15 protein-coding genes are annotated in these 19,704 nt (G+C 65.8%); 6 read left to right on the forward strand and 9 right to left on the reverse strand.

Annotated elements, in window-relative coordinates; all coding sequences use genetic code 11:
• Positions 1 to 195 precede the first annotated feature (195 nt).
• Positions 196 to 1,008 carry an acyl-CoA thioesterase domain-containing protein gene (locus Q0602_RS11945; protein ID WP_295035001.1) on the reverse strand — a complete coding sequence of 271 codons (813 nt, stop codon included), beginning with the start codon at positions 1,006 to 1,008 and terminating at the stop codon, positions 196 to 198.
• A gap of 100 nt (positions 1,009 to 1,108) precedes the next feature.
• On the opposite strand from Q0602_RS11945, the gene tadA reads away from it, so the two are divergent.
• Positions 1,109 to 1,579 (forward strand): tRNA adenosine(34) deaminase TadA, encoded by a 471-nt coding sequence (tadA, locus tag Q0602_RS11950; protein WP_295035072.1) that lies wholly within the window; start codon positions 1,109 to 1,111, stop codon positions 1,577 to 1,579.
• 6 nt (positions 1,580 to 1,585) lie between these two features.
• Here tadA and Q0602_RS11955 read toward each other — a convergent pair whose 3' ends face one another.
• The gene (locus tag Q0602_RS11955; protein WP_298843457.1) at positions 1,586 to 3,544 is read right to left on the reverse strand and encodes a diguanylate cyclase; all 1,959 of its coding nucleotides are present in this window, start codon (positions 3,542 to 3,544) and stop codon (positions 1,586 to 1,588) included.
• A gap of 33 nt (positions 3,545 to 3,577) precedes the next feature.
• Positions 3,578 to 5,029, reverse strand: coding sequence for a membrane-bound lytic murein transglycosylase MltF (gene mltF, locus Q0602_RS11960; protein WP_298843460.1), 1,452 nt, complete (start codon positions 5,027 to 5,029; stop codon positions 3,578 to 3,580).
• Between the two features lie 273 nt (positions 5,030 to 5,302).
• Here mltF and purL point away from each other — a divergent pair, with 273 nt between their 5' ends.
• Complete coding sequence (gene purL, locus Q0602_RS11965) at positions 5,303 to 9,214, forward strand: phosphoribosylformylglycinamidine synthase (RefSeq protein WP_298843463.1); 3,912 nt, start codon at positions 5,303 to 5,305, stop codon at positions 9,212 to 9,214.
• A 422-nt stretch (positions 9,215 to 9,636) separates the two neighbouring features.
• On the opposite strand, the gene hutH is transcribed toward purL, so the two are convergent.
• The 4 genes from hutH to Q0602_RS11985 all read right to left on the reverse strand — a co-directional run bounded on the left by hutH (position 9,637) and on the right by Q0602_RS11985 (position 12,956).
• Positions 9,637 to 11,160, reverse strand: a complete 1,524-nt coding sequence (gene hutH / locus Q0602_RS11970) for a histidine ammonia-lyase (protein WP_298843466.1) — start codon at positions 11,158 to 11,160, stop codon at positions 9,637 to 9,639.
• Positions 11,161 to 11,256: 96 nt separating this feature from the next.
• Positions 11,257 to 11,571 (reverse strand): putative quinol monooxygenase, encoded by a 315-nt coding sequence (locus Q0602_RS11975; protein WP_295035011.1) that lies wholly within the window; start codon positions 11,569 to 11,571, stop codon positions 11,257 to 11,259.
• A gap of 82 nt (positions 11,572 to 11,653) precedes the next feature.
• Positions 11,654 to 12,085, reverse strand: a complete 432-nt coding sequence (locus Q0602_RS11980) for a hypothetical protein (RefSeq protein WP_295035012.1) — start codon at positions 12,083 to 12,085, stop codon at positions 11,654 to 11,656.
• A 103-nt stretch (positions 12,086 to 12,188) separates the two neighbouring features.
• Positions 12,189 to 12,956 (reverse strand): DeoR/GlpR family DNA-binding transcription regulator, encoded by a 768-nt coding sequence (locus Q0602_RS11985; protein WP_298843467.1) that lies wholly within the window; start codon positions 12,954 to 12,956, stop codon positions 12,189 to 12,191.
• Positions 12,957 to 13,323: 367 nt separating this feature from the next.
• Between Q0602_RS11985 and Q0602_RS11990 the strand changes: the two genes are divergently transcribed.
• The 4 genes from Q0602_RS11990 (at position 13,324) to Q0602_RS12005 (ending at position 17,732) form a co-directional block, all read left to right on the forward strand.
• A complete protein-coding gene (locus tag Q0602_RS11990) occupies positions 13,324 to 13,770 on the forward strand; it encodes a tripartite tricarboxylate transporter TctB family protein (protein ID WP_298843470.1) in 447 nt (148 codons plus the stop codon).
• Between the two features lie 70 nt (positions 13,771 to 13,840).
• Entirely contained in the window at positions 13,841 to 14,818 is a 978-nt protein-coding gene (locus tag Q0602_RS11995) for a tripartite tricarboxylate transporter substrate binding protein (protein ID WP_298843473.1), read from the forward strand.
• Positions 14,819 to 14,893: 75 nt separating this feature from the next.
• Entirely contained in the window at positions 14,894 to 16,378 is a 1,485-nt protein-coding gene (locus tag Q0602_RS12000) for a tripartite tricarboxylate transporter permease (RefSeq protein WP_298843476.1), read from the forward strand.
• 37 nt (positions 16,379 to 16,415) lie between these two features.
• Positions 16,416 to 17,732, forward strand: coding sequence for a DUF362 domain-containing protein (locus Q0602_RS12005; protein ID WP_295035021.1), 1,317 nt, complete (start codon positions 16,416 to 16,418; stop codon positions 17,730 to 17,732).
• A gap of 93 nt (positions 17,733 to 17,825) precedes the next feature.
• On the opposite strand, the gene Q0602_RS12010 is transcribed toward Q0602_RS12005, so the two are convergent.
• Both Q0602_RS12010 and Q0602_RS12015 read right to left on the reverse strand, forming a co-directional pair.
• Positions 17,826 to 18,770 (reverse strand): phosphoglycerate dehydrogenase, encoded by a 945-nt coding sequence (locus tag Q0602_RS12010; protein WP_298843480.1) that lies wholly within the window; start codon positions 18,768 to 18,770, stop codon positions 17,826 to 17,828.
• Positions 18,771 to 18,781: 11 nt separating this feature from the next.
• Positions 18,782 to 19,684 (reverse strand): NAD(P)-dependent oxidoreductase, encoded by a 903-nt coding sequence (locus Q0602_RS12015; RefSeq protein WP_298843483.1) that lies wholly within the window; start codon positions 19,682 to 19,684, stop codon positions 18,782 to 18,784.
• Between the last annotated feature and the right edge of the window lie 20 nt (positions 19,685 to 19,704).

Consider the following 19,704-nt stretch of genomic DNA (forward strand, 5'->3'; position numbering starts at 1 on the left):
TCGAGCTTCGAGCTTCGAGCTTCGAGCTTCGAGCTTCGAGCTTCGAGCTTCGAGCTTCGAGCTTCGAGCTTCGAGCTTCGAGCTTCGAGCTTCGAGCTTCGAGCGAAGAACGCCAGCGACGATGTCGCTGGCGTTCTTCGTTCCGCATCCACGCTGTTCTTCGCGGCTCGCGGCTCGCGGCTCGCGGCTCGCGGCTCAGGGCTGAACCCTCACCAACCCCTCCTGCGCGGTCGAGGCCACCAGACGGCCGTCGCGGTCGTAGAAGCTGCCGCGCGCGAAACCGCGCGCGCCGCCCGCCCAGGGGCTCTCCATCACGTACAGCAACCACTCGTCGATTCTGGGGTCCTCGTGGATCCACAGGGCGTGATCCAGGCTGGCGATGCGCAGGCGTGGATCGCCGAACTCCACGTCGTGGGCCAGCAGCGAGGTCAACAGCAGGTTGAAGTCCGAGCTGTAGGAGAGCAGGTAGCGGTGGAGTGCCGGATCGTCCGGCATCGGACCGCCGCCCATTCGGAACCAGATCATCCGCGAGGGGGGGCAGTCATGGCGCTCCTCCACCGTGATGAATTCGACGGGGTGTCCACGAAAGCGCTGGTGGACCGCCTTGCCTTCCGCCAGCAGCGCCTCGGGGGTCGGGACATCGGGCGCCATGGGTTGGTGGCTCAGGCCGTGTTCCCGTCCCTGGAAGGAGGCGCTGCAGAAGAATATCGGTTTGCCCTTCTGGATCGCGGTGACGCGCCGCGTCGTGAAGCTGCCACCATCGCGAACGCGATCGACGGAGTAGACCACCGGGAGCTGGGCGTCGCCGGGGCGCAGGAAATAGCCATGCAGCGAGTGCAGATAGCGATCCTCGGGCACCGTGCGGGTCGCGGCGGCGGCAGACTGCCCCAGGGCCTGGCCTCCGAAAAGCTGCGGCAGTCCCAGATCCTGGCTCTGGCCGCGGAACAGGTTCTCCTCCAGCGCTTCCAGGCCGAGAAGCTGGATAAGGTCGTTCAGCGCTTGTGTCATTCGGGTATCCTTGATGGCGCGTCGGTGATGGCTGGTCACGAGTATATCCTGCTCGCTGGCGACTCGCCGCGACGCGGCGCGGCAATACGGGACGATCATGATACGCAACGATGAATTCTACATGCACCGGGCGCTGGAGCAGGCCCGGCTGGCGCTGGAGGCGGGCGAGGTGCCGGTTGGCGCCGTGGTCGTGGATGGCCGGGGCGAGCCGATCGGTGCCGGCTACAACTGCCCGGTCGGTGGCCAGGATCCTACCGCCCATGCCGAAGTCCAGGCGTTGAGAAGCGCGGCGCTGGCGCTGGGCAACTATCGGCTGGACGACTGCACGCTGTTCGTCACCCTCGAGCCCTGCCTCATGTGCACGGGGGCGATCATCCATGCCCGCATCCGGCGGGTCGTCTACGCCACCGCGGAGCCCAAGGGCGGTATGGCCGAATCCCGCGCCAATCTCTTTGCGCAGCCCTGGTTCAATCATCGGGTCGAGGTGGAGGGTGGCGTGCTGGCCGTGCCGGCAAAGCGGCTGCTCCAGCAGTTCTTCCGGGAACGCCGGCGGGATGCCATGCAGCCGTGAACCGGCTCAGGTGGCGTCGGTGAGGATCACGCGATTGCGTCCGCCCTGTTTGGCGCGGTAGAGCGAATCGTCGGCGGCCTGGAAGAGTCGATCGCGACGGATCGGCGGCTCGTCGGTGATACTGACGCCAATGCTGAGCGTCACCGGCACGTTGCCCGGCAGGAGCAGGCCACTCTCGGCCACCGCCACACGCAGCGCCTCGGCGATCTCCCCGGCGGTCTGTCGATCGCAGTTCGGCAGGCAGGCCACGAACTCCTCTCCGCCGTAACGGGCGAACAGCCCGCCCGCGCGCTCTACCGGCCGTCGACAGCGCTGGGCGATCGTCTTGAGATAGCGATCGCCCTCCAGGTGCCCGAAGTGGTCGTTGACACTCTTGAAGTGATCCAGATCGCAGATCAGCAGCGCCAGCGGTAGCGGGTCCCGTTGATCGTCCATCCAGCGCAGCAGTTCGCGCCGATTGGGCAACTGGGTCAACTCGTCGTGACGGGCGATCCATTCGATCTCGTGCTGAAGACGCTCGCGCGCCTTCATCTCCTCGCGCAGCGAGGCGTTGGCCCGGTTGGCCAGGTGATGCTGGTGGGCCAGTCGACGGTAGATATAGAGCACCATGTGCAGCAGGTAGGCCAGCAGGATGCCGAAGGCGAGGGTGATTTCCGGCAGCCGACTCCGTTTCGCCTGCAGCCAGTGCAGGGAGGGCGCCACGCTCAGGGTCAGTCGATCGGTGCCCACGGTGACGGATTGGCGATACTGCCAGTCCGCGAGATTGCCCAGCGGGCCGTAGTAGAAGTAGAGCTGCCGGTGGTCGCTGAGCGTCACCGCACGGTCCTGGTTGGGCGTCTGCGCCAGTAGCGAATTGAGCAGCTTGTCGACGCTCACCACCATCCCCACCGCACCGATCAGTGTTCCATCCACGACGTCGCGCACCGGGAGGTAGCTGATCACGCCACGCCCGCCCTGGATGAAATCGACGATCCCCGTCTGCCCTTCGATGCCGTAGACCAGTGGACGATCCAGTGCCTCCCGGTCCTGTGAGTCCACCCGGTAGAGATTGGTGCCGAGTACTGTCTGATTGCCGCGTAGCGGATAGACGCGGATGACGGTGCCGTCGAGGTCGATGAAGGCGATGTTGCGGAAGTAGCCGAAGTCGTCATGGTAGAGCCTGGCCTGTTGTTCCCACTCGGAGCGAGTCGGAACATCGCCCAGCATGTTCCAGAAACTGGTGAAGCGTCGCATCGCCTTGAGGTGAGATGCCGTCTCCGAAGCCATCCTGGTGGCGATGTCGTTGCCCTCGCTGGCGGCAAGGTCATACAGGCGCAGGTTGTCGGTCTGGCGCTGCTCCTGCCAACTGATCATGGCCAGCAGGGCAATCAGGCCGCCGGTCGCCAGGGGCGGCAGGATTCGCCGCCAGTAGCGGCGGAGCGCGGGAAGCAGCGCCAGGCACTGGGCGAACCAGAAAAGCCACAACGCCGCCAGGATCGCCACGGGCACTCCCGTCGTGCTGGACGCGTATTGCGGGGGCGGAGCCAGCGAGCGGTAGCCGAGCCAGGCGCCGCCCATGGCGACCAGCAACAGCAGCATCGGCGAGCCAAGGCCCAGGCGCGACAGCAGCAGGACGTTGAGCGTCAGACCGAAGATCATGCAGAGCGAGAGAATCGGAGGCCGGCTGCGGAACAGCTCCCAGCTTCCCGGTAGCCGATCGAGCCACTGCTGCCAGACATCGGCGCTGAGCCAGGTCTCTGCCACCAGGTAACTGGCGAGGATTGTCAGGGTGAGGAGGCAGGTAGGAATCAGCAGCCAGCGGCTGGTCCTGATCCACTGGCGTGATGCGGCGACCTGACCCAGCCAGAGCGCGCCCAGCAGTGGCATCAGCAGCCAGCGCTGATCCGGTTCGCCGGCGGGCCAGAGGGCAATCAACGCGATCGGGAACGCCAGGTACAACGATAGACGGGACACCACCAGAGGCATGGGCGTTAGGGTTCTCCACGGCGCGGCCGCCGATTACAGCAGCGGGGCGACGATTTCGAAGGGCGCGGTACTCTCCTCGTCCAGTGCGCGCTCGCCCAGCTGGTTGAACTGCTGCTGGCTACGATTGACGTACTTCAGTATCTCGTAATAACGGCGCACGTTACGGACGTAGATTACCGGTTCGCCGCCACGAGCGTAACCGTGGCGCACCCGGGAGTACCACTCGCGCTCCTGCAGCAACGGCAGCGCTTCGCGGACATCGGCCCAGCGCTTGGGGTCGCCGCCGCGCAGGCGAACGATCTCCTGGGCGTCGAACAGGTGCCCCAGGCCGACATTGTAGGCGGCCAGCGCCATCCAGGTTCGATCGGGTTCAGGTATGTCATCGGCAAGGCGCTGTTTGACCTGAAGCAGGTACCTGGCGCCACCGTCGATACTTTGACGCGGGTCGAGGCGATTATCGATGCCGACCTCGTCGGCGGTGGGGTGCGTCAGCATCATCAACCCGCGAACGCCGGTCGGCGATTCGGCATCGGCCTCCCAGTGTGACTCCTGAAAGCCGAGCGCGGCCAGCAGGTGCCAGTCGAAGCCGGTCTCCCGGGCGGCCTCCTTGAAGTAGGGCACGAAGCGCGGCAGCCGCGTCCCCACGTGGTGGATGAAGAGCCGGGCGCCAACGTACTCGAGATAATCGTCGTGGCCGAAGTAGCGCCCCACGAGCTCATCGAGCTCGCCGTTGCGACGCTGCTCTTCCAGGAAATCGTTGGCGGCGCTGAGCAGGTCGATCGGCTGGTTCGCCGCGAAGGCCCAGGCCAGACTCATCGGCTTGCCCAGCGGGAAGCCGCGTTCGACGTTGGGGAAGAACAGCCGGTTGAGCCTGAATTGCTGGGTGTAGACCACGGCCGCATCGAGGTCGTCGCGCTCGACCATCTCCATCAGATCGGCGATGGCCAGGCCCTCCGCCTCCTTCCAGCCCAGACCCGGAAGATTGCGCTGCTGGGTGCGTAGCGCCTCGGCATTGCCGGAGTCGGCGATCACGCCGATACGCAGACCGACGAGATCGTCCAGGGTACGTACCGGAGGCAGGCCCCGGCGATAGACCACCAGCGGCTGCAGCGTGAGGATCGGTTGGCTGTACCGGATGCCTTTCCGATCCAGGTCGAGTGCCAGGGCCGCGGCGCCCATGTCGGCGTCGCCCCGTCTCACGTGGTCGATCACGCCGCCGATACTCTCCTCGGTATCGACCGACAGACTGACGCCCAGCGACCGTGCAAAGCGACGCATCAGCTCGTATTCGAAGCCGGTCGGGCCATGCCCCCCGGCGTAGAAGGTGATCGGCCCGCTGCGTGTCGCCACCTGCAGGAAATCGCGCTTGCGGATCGGCTCCAGCCCGTCGCCGAAACGCGGCGCCAACTGAGCGGGACAGAGGACGATCGTCAGCGCCAACAGCAGGACCAGCGCGCGCCGCAGACGTGTCATGAGCTTGGACATGCAGTGGGGATCGGTGACAGCGTGACGGCACACCATAGCCGGCCCCCGTCCCGCTGTCATCCATTGGCTACCGCGCTACGCATCCCGAGGGGCGGGCCTCTCGCTCCCGTTGTAGAGGATTTTTCCACGCTGCAGCGGCCTCGATCGGCGTCAGGCCCGTTGCCTTAGCGAGCGCCGTCGCTTTCCAGTATCATGGCGCCCTGATCCCGGCATCGTCGTCCGTCTCGCACGAGACAGGCGCGATCCTCGACCGTCCTGGAGGCTTTCCACGCCATGCTCGAATTGCAAGGCGCTCCCGCGCTATCTGCATTCCGTCACGCCAAACTGCTCGCCGATCTTCGCGCTGTCGTTCCCGAAGTCGAGTCCCTCAACGCACATTACGTTCATTTCGTCGACCATCACGACGAGCTCGACACCGAGGCGCGCCAGGTACTGGAGCGGTTGCTGGGCCATGGCCAGGGTTCCGAACCCGGACGGGACGCATCGACCGAAGGGTATCTGTTTCTGGTCGTGCCCCGTATCGGCACGATCTCGCCGTGGTCCTCCAAGGCCACCGATATCGCCCACAACTGTGGTCTCGAGTCGGTGGCGCGGATCGAGCGGGGCATCGCCTATCGGGTGGCGCTGAAGAGCGCGCCGGCCCCCGACAGCTACGAGGCCCTGGTGGCGCGCCTGCACGATCGAATGACGGAAACCGTGCTGTTCGACTCCAGCGACGCGGCCAAGCTGTTCTCCCATCACCGGCCGACGCCGCTGGCCACGGTCGACGTGATCCAGGGCGGGCGTCCGGCGCTGGCGGACGCCAACGGCAAGTTGGGGCTGGCGCTGGCCGACGACGAGATCGACTATCTGGTCGAGGCCTTCCGGGAGCTGGGGCGCAACCCGACCGACGTCGAGCTGATGATGTTCGCCCAGGCCAACTCCGAACACTGCCGCCACAAGATCTTCAACGCCGACTGGGTGATCGACGGCGAGCCGCAGACCCATTCGCTGTTCAAGATGATCAAGAACACCTTCGAGTGTTCCAGCGACAAGGTGCTCTCGGCCTACAGCGACAACGCCGCGATCATCGAAGGGCCGACAGCGGGGCGTTTCTTCCCTTCGCCGGAGAATCAGGTTTACGGGGCGACTCAGGAACCGATCCATATCCTGATGAAGGTGGAGACTCACAATCACCCGACGGCAATTGCGCCGCATCCGGGGGCGGCCACCGGTGCCGGCGGCGAGATTCGCGACGAGGGCGCCACCGGCCGCGGCGGCAAGCCCAAGGCGGGCTTGACCGGCTTCACTGTCTCCAACCTGCGGATTCCCGAATTCGTCCAGCCGTGGGAGGCGTTCGACTACGGCAAGCCCGAGCGCATCCAGTCGGCCCTCGATATCATGCTCGAAGGCCCGATCGGTGGCGCGGCGTTCAACAACGAGTTCGGCCGCCCCAACCTCAACGGTTTCTTCCGCACCTTCGAGCTCGACGCCGTGGGCGCCGGCGGGATCGAGCGGCGCGGCTATCACAAGCCGGTGATGCTGGCCGGCGGCTACGGCAACGTCCGCGACGGCCACGTGCTCAAGGGCGAGATCCCGGTCGGCGCCAAGCTGATCGTGATGGGCGGTCCGGCGATGCTGATCGGCCTCGGCGGCGGTGCGGCGTCGTCGATGGCCTCCGGCGCCTCCAGCGAGGATCTCGATTTCGCCTCGGTGCAGCGCGACAACCCCGAGATCGAACGCCGCGCCCAGGAAGTGATCGACCGCTGCTGGGCGCTGGGCGACGACAACCCCATCGCCTTCATCCATGACGTCGGTGCCGGCGGTCTCTCCAATGCCTTGCCGGAGCTGGTCAAGGATGGCGGCCGCGGCGGCCTGTTCGACCTGCGTGCGGTGCCCAACGCCGAGCCGGGCATGAGCCCGCTGGAGATCTGGTGCAACGAGGCCCAGGAGCGCTACGTGCTGGCGGTGACGCCGGCGCAGCTCGAGCGCTTCGATGCGCTGTGTGCCCGCGAGCGCTGTCCCTATGCCGTGGTCGGCGAGGCTACCGAGTCGCACCACCTGGCCGTGCGCGACGGTCATTTCGAGGCCGATCCGGTGGATCTGCCGATGAGCGTACTGTTCGGCAAGCCACCCAAGATGCAGCGCAGCTTCGAGCGCGAGACGCTCAACCTGCCGGGCCTCGGGCTCGACAACCTCGATCTGCGCGAAGCGCTGGATCGGGTGCTGCGGCTGCCGACGGTGGCCTCGAAGAGCTTTTTGATCACCATCGGCGACCGCTCGATCACAGGCATGGTCGCGCGCGACCAGATGGTCGGCCCGTGGCAGGTGCCGGTGGCGGACTGCGCGGTTACCACGTCGAGCTACGACACCCACGCCGGCGAGGCGATGGCCATGGGCGAGCGCCCGCCGGTGGCGCTGATCGATCCGGCGGCCAGCGCGCGTCTGGCGGTGGCCGAGGCGATCACCAATCTCGCCGCCGCGCCGATCGAGAAGCTCTCCGACATCAAGCTCTCCGCCAACTGGATGAGCGCCGCCGATCACGTCGGCGAGAATCAGGCGCTTTACGACGCCGTCCACGCCGTGGGCATGGAGCTGTGCCCGGCGTTGGGCATCTCCGTACCGGTGGGCAAGGATTCGATGTCCATGCGCACCGCCTGGCAGACCGAAGAGGGCGAGAAGAGCATCACCGCGCCGTTGACGTTGAACATCACCGGCTTTGCCCCGGTCACCGACGCGCTGCGCACGCTCACGCCCCAGTTGCGCCTCGACCAGGACGAGAGCGACCTGATCTTGATCGATCTCGGTCGCGGCCGGAATCGTCTCGGCGGCTCCGCCCTGGCGCAGGTCTACGGCCAGGTCGGCAACGTCTGCCCGGATCTGGACGAAGCCGAGGACCTGGTGGCGTTCTTCAGCGTCATCCAGGGGCTCAACGCCGACGGCAAGCTGCTCGCCTATCATGACCGCAGCGACGGCGGCCTGATCGTGACCCTGCTGGAGATGGCCTTCGCCGGCCGCGGCGGGCTCGAGATCAAGCTCGACTGGCTCACCGACGATGCCGTCGGCGCGGTGGATGCGCTGTTCGCCGAGGAGCTGGGCGCGGTGATTCAGGTCAACCGCCAGGATACCGAATTCGTGCTGGCGCAGTTCGCCGCTGCCGGCATCGAGACCTGTGGCGTCATCGCCCGCCCGCGTTACGACGACCAGGTCCGCGTGACGCTGTTCGAAGAGCCGCTGCTGGAAACCACCCGGGCCATGACCCAGCGCGTCTGGTCGGAAACCAGCTATCGGATGCAGGCGCTGCGCGACAACCCCGAATCCGCCAAGAGCGAATTCGACGGCCTGCTCAACCTGCGCGATCCGGGGCTGTCGGCCAGTCCCACCTTCGATGTCGACGACGACGTCGCTGCGCCTTACATCCAGACCGGGGTGCGGCCGCGGGTGGCGATCCTGCGCGAGCAGGGCGTCAACGGACACATGGAAATGGCGGCGGCGTTCGACCATGCCGGCTTCGAGGCGGTCGATGTCCACATGAGCGACATTCTCGCCGGGCGTGTCACCCTCGATGACATGAAGGGCCTGGTCGGCTGCGGCGGCTTCTCCTACGGCGACGTGCTCGGCGCCGGCGGCGGCTGGGCCAAGTCGGCGCTGTTCAACGGCCGCGCTCGCGACCAGTTCGCGGCCTTCTTCGAACGGGAAGACACCTTCGGCCTCGGCGTCTGCAACGGCTGTCAGATGTTCTCGCAGCTGAAAGAGCTGATCCCCGGCGCCGAGCGCTGGCCGCGCTTCGTGCGCAACGGCTCGGAGCAGTTCGAGGCCCGCGTGTCGATGGTCCAGGTCGAGGATAGCCCGTCGATCCTGCTCGCCGGCATGGCCGGTTCGACCCTGCCGATCGCCGTCGCCCACGGCGAGGGTCAGGCGCTGTTCGAGGATAGCGGCCACCTGCGCGGCATGCAGACCAGCGGCCAGATCGCGCTGCGCTACATCGACAACGAGGGCCAGGTGACGACGCGCTATCCGGCCAACCCCAACGGCTCGCCGGCCGGTATCACCGGCCTGACCACGCCGGACGGCCGCGTCACCATCATGATGCCCCATCCGGAGCGGGTCGCCCGCGCGGTGACCAACTCCTGGCGGCCGCCGGCGTGGACGCAGGATGGCGCCTGGATGCGGATGTTCCGCAATGCGCGGGTCTGGGTCGGGTGATGTAGGGGACTGACGCCAGCGTTGGCGTGATGACGAAAACCGGCTTGTCCTAGGGTTTATAACCTTGGGGCAAGCCGGTTTTTTTATGGGTGATTGGCCGGATGGTTGGTTCTATGTTGGTGAGGCTACGACTGACGGCACATTAACTGCCCTTGCGCGCGTTATTACGAGGGGCAGGCCCCTCGCGCTCCCCTTTTTGACGCCACAGAACGATGAAGTCCCGAGCGTTTGAGCACCAAACTCGGGTCGGCGCCTAGGGACATCCTTGTCCCAACGCGCCTCGCGCGACATCCATGTCGCGCGCCCCGGTTTGTGTGCTCATCGCTCGGCATCGTTCTGAATAGGCGTCGTGGGGTGGCGGCCTTCACCTCAACGAATTTCCCAGATGGTTCACCGTCTTCAAGAAAAGGATGGCGAAACTCTCATTCATAGAGCGCCCAGTGCCGCGCCCGTATCCGCTCCAGGCAGAGCCTGAGCTCACCATCCAGCGCACGGTCTTCGACCACCGGGACGAAATCCTCGCGCAGCGTCGCGACCATGGCGGCAAGCGGGGCGGGCAGGGGATCGCCACGCAGGTGGACGCCCTGGAGTCCGGCCAGTAGCGCAGCGGCGGCGACCTGTTCGGTGAGCTCGAGCACGCGCAGGGCGTCGCGGGCGGCGATGGTGCCCATGCTCACCTTGTCCTGGTTGTGGCACTCGGTGGAGCGCGAGAAGACGCTGGCGGGCATGGTGCCCTTGAGCGCTTCGGCGGCCCAGGCTGAGGCGCCGATCTGGACCGCCTTGAAGCCGTGATTGATCATTGCCCGCCCGGCCGGGGCACCGGAGAGGTTGCTCGACAGGCCGTGGTTGTAGCGGCTGTCGACCAGCAGCGCGAGCTGACGGTCGAGCAGGTCGGCGACGTTGGCGGTCAGGGTCTTGAGGCTGTCCATGGCGAAGGCGATATGGCCGCCGTAGAAGTGGCCGCCGTGCATCACTTCGCCCGCATCCGGGTCGATCAGCGGGTTGTCGTTGGCGCTGTTGAGCTCGGTCTCGATGAAGCCGCGCAGCCAGTCGAGACTGTCGGCCAGCACCCCCAGCACGTGGGGTGCGCAGCGCAGCGAATAGCGATCCTGCAGGCGCTGCTGGGGCGGCAGGCTTTCCAGTTCCAGATCGGCACGCAGCCAGGCGGCGACCCTGGCCTGGCCTGGATGAGGCTTGGCCGCGAACAGCCGCGCGCTGAAGTGATCGGGGTTGCCGCGCATCGCGGCCACGTTGAGTGCGGTGATCCGCGTGGCGAGCTTCAGCAGATACTCGGCGCGACCGAACGCCTGGCACGCCAGCGCGGTCATCACCGCGGTGCCATTCATCAGCGCCAGCGCCTCCTTGGGTCGCAGCGTCAGCGGCTGCCAGCCCAGCTCGGCATGGACGTCGGCCGCCATCCGGACCTCGCCTCGCCAGATCACTTCGCGCTCGCCGCAGAGCATGGCGGCGACGTAGGAGAGCGGCGTCAGGTCGCCGCTGGCGCCCACCGAGCCCTCCTCGGGAATTCTGGGCAGCAGATCTTCCCGCAGGCAGGCGTGAAGGCGCTCGAGCAGCGCGAAGCGCACGCCGGACACGCCCTGGCAAAGCGACTGAAGACGGGCGGCGAGCACCGCGCGCGCGGCCTCGGCGTCAAGGAAACGACCCAGCCCGCAGCCATGGAACGTATACAGCTGACGTGGCAGCGCCTCGACCTGGGAGAGCGGAATCGCGGTGACGCAGGAGTCGCCGTAGCCGGTGGTGATGCCGTAGATCTCCCCTTCGCGATCGAGCAGGCCGTCGACGATCGCCGCTCCCCGATCGATTCGCTCGCGCCAGAGCGGATCGGCGTCGAGCCTTGATTCCACGCGGCGCTCGGCCAGGGCGACGATCGATTCGATGGATAGCGGCTCGGGGCCGAAAGTGACCGGCGGGGTGTTCGGGGACATGCGGCGGCGTCCGATTGGGCTCATGGATCGCCGAGTGTAGCCGCGAGCAAAGGCTCGCGGCCAGCGGGAGCGGACGGGAAGCGCTTCCCGGTGGGCTTATTCGGGGCGGGTGGCGGTGTAGAAGAAACGCACCGAAGGTTCGGCGGCGAGCAGCGGGGCGGAACCCTCCTTGAACGGCGCGTAGTGCGGCATCTGGGTGTGATGCTCGAAGGCGGCGCGGTCGCGATAGACCTCGTGCAGCACGACGATATCCTCGCTGCCCTCCGGCGTCAGCACGTCGAAGGCGAAGCAGCCCTCTTCATTGGCCAGGGACTCGCTGGCGTCGTTGTGCGCCAGCGCCAGAAAGGCCGGGACTTGCCCAGCCTTGACCTGGAATTCGGCGATGACCACGAAATGGGTGGTGTCGGCCATGGGAATCTCCTTTGGGGGAATGGATGTGTTGCAGGCAGTCTAGGCACGCGATGGCGGGGGCGAAAGCCGCCGGCCCTGTCAGTCAGTGGACGCGAGGTGCCTCGCCCATGCCGAGACGCTCCTGGAATTCGGCCACCGCGCTCTTGAGCAGTTCCAGCAATCCGGGAATCAGCGCCACGCCCTGATCCGGCCCCTCGACGAACTGCTCGACGCTGACATGCACGGCTTCGTTGTGCACCACCAGTTTCGCGGCTTTCAGGGTATTCATCACCTCGTTGGCGGTTTCCAGTAACAGAATCCGGGTGGTGGTCTCCGCGGCCTGCCATACGCCGGGCAGCATCAACTGGAAGAACGCCGGCTCGTCGGCGGCGACCACCAGCACGAATTCCAGCTGGTCCTGGCGTATGCGTGCCGCATGGGTGTCCATCGCCTCGATGTCGATCTCCATGGCGCGCAGCTGTTCGATGTAACGCTGGAGTGGTGCGTTGGATTCCTGTGCTGTATCGGCTTGCATTAGTGCGCTCCGGGCAGAGTCGTGTCTTGGGCGCGGCGGCGCCAACGACATTCATTGTAATGCAGGACGCCGCGGAAGACGGGCTTGATCGGCCGGGTCCGATTCAGGGCTGTATCCTGGACGGATTGAGGATCGTGGCGCCGAGTCTCTCGAACGGTTCGATCCGCTCATCGGTAGCGTCGGTTATCAGAGTCCAGCGTGGCGGAAAGGCGGTCCAGTGCTGCTGGCTCGCGCGACCCAGCTTGGTGGCATCCGCCATCACGTAGACTTCGGCGGCGCGGGCGATCATCGCCTCCTTGAGCCACGCCTGTTCCGGGCTGGCTTCGCACAGCCCCAGCTCGGTGACACCGTCGGCACTGAGAAACAGTCGGTCGACAGTCAGCCTCGCCAGAGCGGCATGCGCCAGTGGGCCGTAGGCGGTCATGCTCGAGGCGCGCAGATCGCCCCCCAGCACGGTCGTATGACCCTCCGGCAGGTTCGTCAGCCACGTCAGTGCCGCCATGTTGTTGGTGACCACGTGAAGGCCGCGTCGCTCGTTGAGCCGTGCGGCCAGCGCGGTCGTCGTGGTGCCGCCATCCAGCAGCACGGTGTCGTTGTCTTCGATGCAACCCAGCGCGCAGTCCGCCAGACGCGCCTTGACGTCGCCCTGGCGCGTGCGTCGCTGCTCCAGCGTCAGCTCCGGTTCGCGATGGCCGATGTGGGCTGCCGCACCGCCATAGGTGCGCACCAGCAGGCCCTGGTCGGACAGCGCGCCCAGATCGCGGCGGGCGGTCGCTTCGGAAATCCCGAAATGCTGGCAGAGGGCCTCGATGCTGGTGATGCCGGAGAGCACGGCATCCAGCATGGCCTGGCGGCGTTTGGCGACTTTCATGGCGGTGTCCCGTGTTCAGTTATAGCGACATTACGGCATAAGCGGCGTGGTGTTAAAGGAGGGCGATGAGGTGGCCGTCCGGCTGTCGGTTAAGCGATGTTAGTTCGACATTTTGATCAAATCGAGCATTACCGGAAGAGATATTTCCTGCCTCTTTCGCGGTCGGGTAGTGCATCAGTCCGTCTCTTTTTACCAGCAAGGTCGCGATTCGCGTTGTCCCTTAGCCAAGAGTCTTATTGCCACTCAAGATCGAATCGATCATTTTTGGTTTGCTCTTTGCGCTTTTATGATCGTTTCGATCGAAAACAGGCGGGGAGCGATTCGAGAATATCCGAAGCCGTCGATGGTAGCTGAAGCGAGAGACGATGTGATTCGAAGAAAGACGGATTGCCAGCTTGCGCTGTTCCTGATGCTGTTTTGCGCTTTTGCCGCATGGCGCACGACGCTGATTCCAGCTTCCGGTACCGGCACCCGGGCGGGACCGGACTTCTTTCCCTGGCTGGCGATCATTGGCATCGCCGTGCTGGCACTGGCGCTACTGCTGAGGGGACTCAGGACCTCGCCCCGGCCCAAGCCAGAAGCGGGCGCCGGACGCATCGGCTACGGCGTGTTGAGTCTGTTTGCCGTCCTGATGGTGGCCTATGCCGCCACCTTCGAACGGGTCGGGTATCTGCCCAGCACGATCGTGATGTACGTGATCGGCATGCTGCTGCTCAAGGAGCGGCGGGTGGTGCATTTCCTGCTGGTGCCCGTGGCCGTCGTCCTGGGGGTCTATTTCGGCTTTACCGGACTGCTCGATGTCTATCTGCCTTGAGGATGTCGAGGCACCGGAGGTAAGTCGTAACCGACGACCGACATATCGATAACAACGCTAGGAGACGATGATGAAAACGCAGTGGATGAATGCACTGGCACTGGCCGCGGGGATGACCGGCCTGTTCACGGGGTCGGCGACCGCGGCGGACTATCCGGTCAGGCCGATTCAGGTGATCGTGCCCTACTCGGCCGGCGGAGGGACGGACCTTTCCGCGCGGATCATGGCCGACACGATCAAGAAGTATCTGGACAAGCCCATGATCGTGCGTAATCAGCCCGGCGGGGGCGGCTCCATCGGTACCAGTTCGATACTGCACGCGCGCCCCGACGGTTACACGCTGGGGACGGGCGCTCAAGGGCCCCTGGCGATGCTGCCGCACTATGGTGGCGTCGACTACAGCATCGACGACGTCGAGTTTCTTGCGCTGATGGGGCGCAACCTGATGGTTCTGGCAGCCTGTCAGGGCGCGCCGTTCGATGATGCCCAGGGCTTTCTCGACTACGCCGAGGCTCATCCGGGTGAGGTGAGGGTCGGTAACTCCGGTGCCGGCGGAGCGAACCACATTGCCATGGAGGGGCTGGCGAATGCCGCCGGCCTCGAAGTGAAGAGCATGCCTTTCGGCGGTTCCTCCGCTGCCGTGACCGCCTGTGTCGGCGGACATATCGACGGTGTCGTGGCGTCACCGGCCGAGGTGCTGCCGCAAGCAGACAACGGGGGGCTCGAGCCCATACTGGTGATGGAGGACAAGCGCATCGACGTGCTGCCGGATACGCCCGTTCCCAGCGAGTTCGGCATCGACTTCGCCTGGTCATCCTGGAAAGGCGTCATCGCGCCCAAGGGGCTGCCGGAAGCGGTCAAGAAGACGCTGAGCGAGGCGCTGAGGAAGACTTTCCAGGACGAGGATTTTCTCTCCCGCATGAAGGATATGGGGGAATTCGTCGACTATCGCACAGGCGACGCCTACCGCGAGCTGGCGGAGAAAGATTCGAAAACGGCGGAAGCCATCATCCGCAAGCTCGGCATGTATGGCGTCAACCAGCAGTGACTCAGGGCGTTTCCCGCACGGCGACAGGCCGTGTGGGGGCGTCGCGGTATCGACCAGTCGTTCGGAAGCCTAGTCATGGATATTTCACCGCACGTGCTCGCGGTCTTCGACCCCGAAGTGTTATGGACCATCGCCCTGGGGACCCTTGGCGGCATCGTCATCGGTGCACTGCCCGGCTTGACGGCGACCATGGGGGTGGCGCTGCTGATTCCGCTGACCTTCGGCATGGCCCCGATACTGGGATTGAACATGCTGATCGGGATCTATATCGGGGGAATCTACGGCGGCTGCGTCTCGGCGATCCTGCTGCGCACGCCGGGCACGCCCTCGTCCGCCGCGACGGTGCTGGACGGTTACCCGCTGGCGCAAAAGGGTGAAGCCGGCAAGGCACTGGGCATGGCGACCATCGCCTCGTTCGTGGGCGGTATCATCGCTGCCGTGGTGCTGGCGGCCCTGGCCCCGCAACTGGCGACCCTGGCGCTGAAATTCGGGCCGGCGGAGTATTTCGCGCTGGCCGTCTTCGGTCTCACGATTATCGCCAGCCTGTCCCAGGATATCCTCAAGGGCGCTATCGCCGGTCTGGCCGGCATCCTCATCGGCTGCGTGGGCGCGGACCCGATCAGCGGCATCTCGCGCTACACGTTCGGGATCTCGGGCTTCGCCTCCGGATTCGCCTTCACCCCGGCACTGATCGGCCTGTTCGCCCTCTCCGAGGTGTTCTCGCAGATCGAGAAGATCCTGAGCGACCGCGTGGAGCGGATGAAGGTGTCGGGTATCTGGCCCTCGCGCGCGGACCTCAAGGGATCTTTGACCACCATGGTGAGAGGCTCGGTGATCGGGACCTTCATCGGCATCATCCCGGGGACGGGGTCGGGCACGGCTTCCTGGATCAGCTACAACGAGGCGCGTCGCACCTCGAAGACGCCGGAGAAGTTCGGCACCGGCCACATGCCGGGGATCGCAGCGACGGAGAGTGCCAACAATGCGGTCTGTGCCGCGGCCTTGATCCCGTTGCTGGCATTGGGGATCCCCGGCGACGTGGTCACAGCGGTGCTGATGGGCGGTCTGATGATCCAGGGCCTAGCACCCGGTCCGATGCTGTTCCAGCAGCATCCCGACATCGTCGTCGGCATCTTCACCGGGACTTTCGTGGCGACGATCTTCATGCTGGTGTTCGGCCTGTTGGGCATTCGCTTCTTCACCCAGATACTGCGAGTCCCGCGGCGCATCCTGACCCTGGCGATCGTGGTGTTCTGTTTCGTGGGCGCCTACTCGATCAATCTCAACGTCGTCGACCTCTACACCATGGTCGGATTCGGCGTGCTGGGTTACTTCATGCATAAATTCGGTTTCTCCCAGGCGGCGCTCTGTATCGCACTGATCCTGGGGCCAATGGCGGAGTCCAACCTGCGGCTCGGCCTGATGAGCGCCGATGACAATGTCGGCGTGCTGCTATCCGGCCCGATCACCGCGACGTTCCTGATCCTGGCGGCACTGTCGCTGCTGTTGCCGCTCTATCGAAGCTATCGCGGTCGCCGGGTAGCGGTTGCCGCCCAATGACAGTCGAGCCGATGTCGCATCGCGTCCTGGAGCGGTCATGAAGCCAAGCTACGCCAGACTGGTCGAGGCGGTTCCGCTGCCACCGATGGCGCTGGTGCGCCAACGGTTCCAGGCCACGGATGTCGATAGCCCGACAGCGGCAGTGCGGGCGGCCATCGATGCCGCCGACATCGTCGACGAGCGCGTCAGGCCCGGCATGTCGATCGCGCTGACGGTCGGCAGTCGCGGTCTCGCCAATCTGCCGGAGCTGGTGAGAGCCATCGTCGATGCGCTGCTGGCCCGGGGTGCCAAGCCCTTCATCGTGCCGTCGATGGGCAGCCATGGCGGCGCCACCGCGGAGGGGCAGCGCCGCGTGCTGGCGCAACTCGGCGTGACCGAGGAGAGCGCAGGCTGCGAGATTCGCTCCAGCATGGAAACGGTGGCGCTGGGCACGCTCGACAACGGGATGTCGGTGCGTATCGACCGGCTGGCTTTCGAGGCCGACGGCATCGTGCTGTTCAATCGCATCAAGCCACACAGCGCCTTTCGCGCCGACAACGAGAGCGGGCTGGTCAAGATGCTCTCGATCGGCCTGGGCAAGCAGTCCGGCGCCGAGAACTGCCACGCCTGGGGGTTCCATTACGTCGGCCGGTTCATCGTGGAGATGGCGAGGGTCAAGCTACGAACCTGCCGGATCCTGTTCGGGATCGGCACGCTCGAGAATGCCTACGATCGTCTCTCCCGAGTCGTCGTATTGCCACCGGAGACGCTGATCGAGGAAGAGCGGATCCATCTTGCCGAGGCGATGCGCAACATGCCGCGTCTACCGCTGGGCCCGCCCGGAGACGCGATGGCCTCGGGGCCTCTCGACGTGCTGGTCGTGGATGAGGTCGGCAAGGAGTACTCGGGCAGCGGCATGGACCCCAACATCACCGGGCGCCCTTCGACCACGGCGATCAGCGGTGGTCCGGACGTGTCCCGGATCGCGGTGCTTGACGTCAGCGACAAGAGCGAGGGCAATGCCAATGGCGTGGCACGTGCCGACGTCATTACCGAGCGGCTGTTCCAGCGCTTCGACCGGGAAAAGGTCTATACCAACTCGCTGACATCGGGCGTACTGATCGCCGCCTCTATTCCCCTCGCCATGCCCGACGATCGCACAGCGATCCAGGCCGCGATCAAGACCTGCGGCTCCCACGATCCGGACGCGATCACGTTGATGCGGATCCCCAACACGCTTCATCTCGAGTATCTCTATGCCTCGGAAGCGCTGCTGCTGTCGCTGCGAGGGCGACCGGGGATCGAGATCGTGCACGAACCGCGCCCCATGCGTTTCGATGACCAGGGCCGGCTGCTGGATTCCTGGCCGCACTGAGTCTCCCGAGGACCTCTCCGTCCGGTCATGGCCGGCGACAGGAACGCGCGATTGCCGCCACTCGCCGACGCTATCGGCGAGTGGCGGCGATGCTCAGGCCGACACCGGATGGCGAGGTGCGCGACCATCGATGACGGCGATCACGTCATCGACGCAGCTCTGGCTCAGGGTCGTCAGCGCGTTCTCGGTATAGCCGGCGACATGCGATGTCGCGATGACGTTGTCGAGCGCGAACAGCGGATGCTCCGAGGCTGGTTCGATCTCGAAGGCATCGACCGCGGCGGCGGCGATCGTTCCCTGGGTCAGGGCATCGTAAAGCGCCGACTCATCGACGATCCCGCCACGCGCCGCGTTGATCAGCACCGCCGTCGGCTTCATCGACCCGAGCCGGGCGGCATCGATCAGGTGTCGCGTCTGTTCGGACAGGCCGACGTGAAGCGTGAGGTAGTCGGCGCGACGGCAGAGTTCGTCCAGCGGCATCAGTTCGACGCTCAGCGCGCTGGCAACGTCGGCATCCGCAAAGGGGTCATGAGCGACCAGGGTCATGTCGAACCCGGCCGCACGGCGGGCGACGGCCTGGCCGATGCTGCCGAGGCCGACGATGCCTAACGTGGCACCGTGCACGTCGCGGCCGAAGTGGCGCGGCCACTCGCCTCGCTTGGTGGCGGTATCGATCCGCGGGATGGCACGGGCCGACGCCATCAGCAGGGCGAAGGTGAAGTCCGCCACCGCCTCGCGGTTGGCGGCGGGCACGTTGGTGACGGTCACGCCGTGCCGTGCGGCGGCGGCAAGGTCGATGTTGTCGACGCCGACGCCGTGCTTCGCGACGATCTTCATCGCCGGTAGCGCGCCCAGCACACGATCGCTGATGGCGTTGAAGGCGACGATGGCGCCGACGGCGCCGTCGGCACGCTCGATGAAGGTGGTTTCGTCGATGTCCGCCGGCAGCGCGACCAGTTCGATGTCGCGAGCCTCCAGCGATTCGATCGGCGCACGGGAATACCTGGCGAAAGAGGGCGAGGTACAGACGATCTTCATGAGCCGGGTCCTCAGAACAAGGTCAGTTGATGGCGCGCGGCAACGATGTCGGAGAGCTCGGGCACGAACTTCTCGCCGTCGCCCTGGGATTCCGCGCTGGCGTAGAGATCGCGGACGGCCCTGGCGACGCCGGCCTCCACGTTCATCGCCTCGGCCAGCGAGGCCAGGTAGCGCGTGTCCTTGTGAGCGTTGGCCAGGGTGAAGCGATGGGCGTTGCGGTCGCGCTCCAGCACGTACTGGAAGAAGGTCTGGTAGAAGCCGCTGTCCATGCGCGATCCCCGGATAACGCTGTCGAAGGTCTGCGGCGTGATGCCGGCCTTGGCACCGATGGTGAGCGCTTCGGCGAAGATCGCCCCGTAGCCCATGGCGAGGAAGTTGTTGAGCAGCTTCATGGTGTGGCCAGCGCCCACCGGGCCGACGTGGATGATCTTCGACGTCCAGGTCTCGAGAACCGGCCTCACGCGTTCCAGCACGCCATCATCCGCGCCCACGATCGCCTGCAGTTCGCCGGCGTCGGCCTGGGTCGGGGTGCCGCCAAGGGGGGCGTCGATCAGCGTGATGCCGTCGGCGGCGAGCGATTCGGCCAGGCGCCGGGTCAGCGTCGGTTCGGAGGTGGAGCAGTCGACGATCACCAGGTCCTGTCGGTTGGCGCGGCGGGCGCCGGCGCGGATGCCGTCCTCGCCGTCGATGATTGCCTCGACCTGCGGCGCGCCTGTCACGCAGAGAAACACGATATCGCACTCGGCGCCGAGTGCGGCGGCATCATCTACCTCCATCGCACCCTCGGCACGGAGTGCCTCGATCGGCTGACGGTTGCGGTGGGCCAGCGCCTTGAGCGGGTAGCCTGCCTTGAGGATGTTGCGGGCGATTCCGGCGCCCATGAGCCCGAGTCCTGCGAATCCGATGGTTGGCATGTCGCTCTCCTGCTTTGGGA

It is taken from the genome of uncultured Salinicola sp., from assembly GCF_937921195.1.
GTDB lineage: Bacteria > Pseudomonadota > Gammaproteobacteria > Pseudomonadales > Halomonadaceae > Salinicola.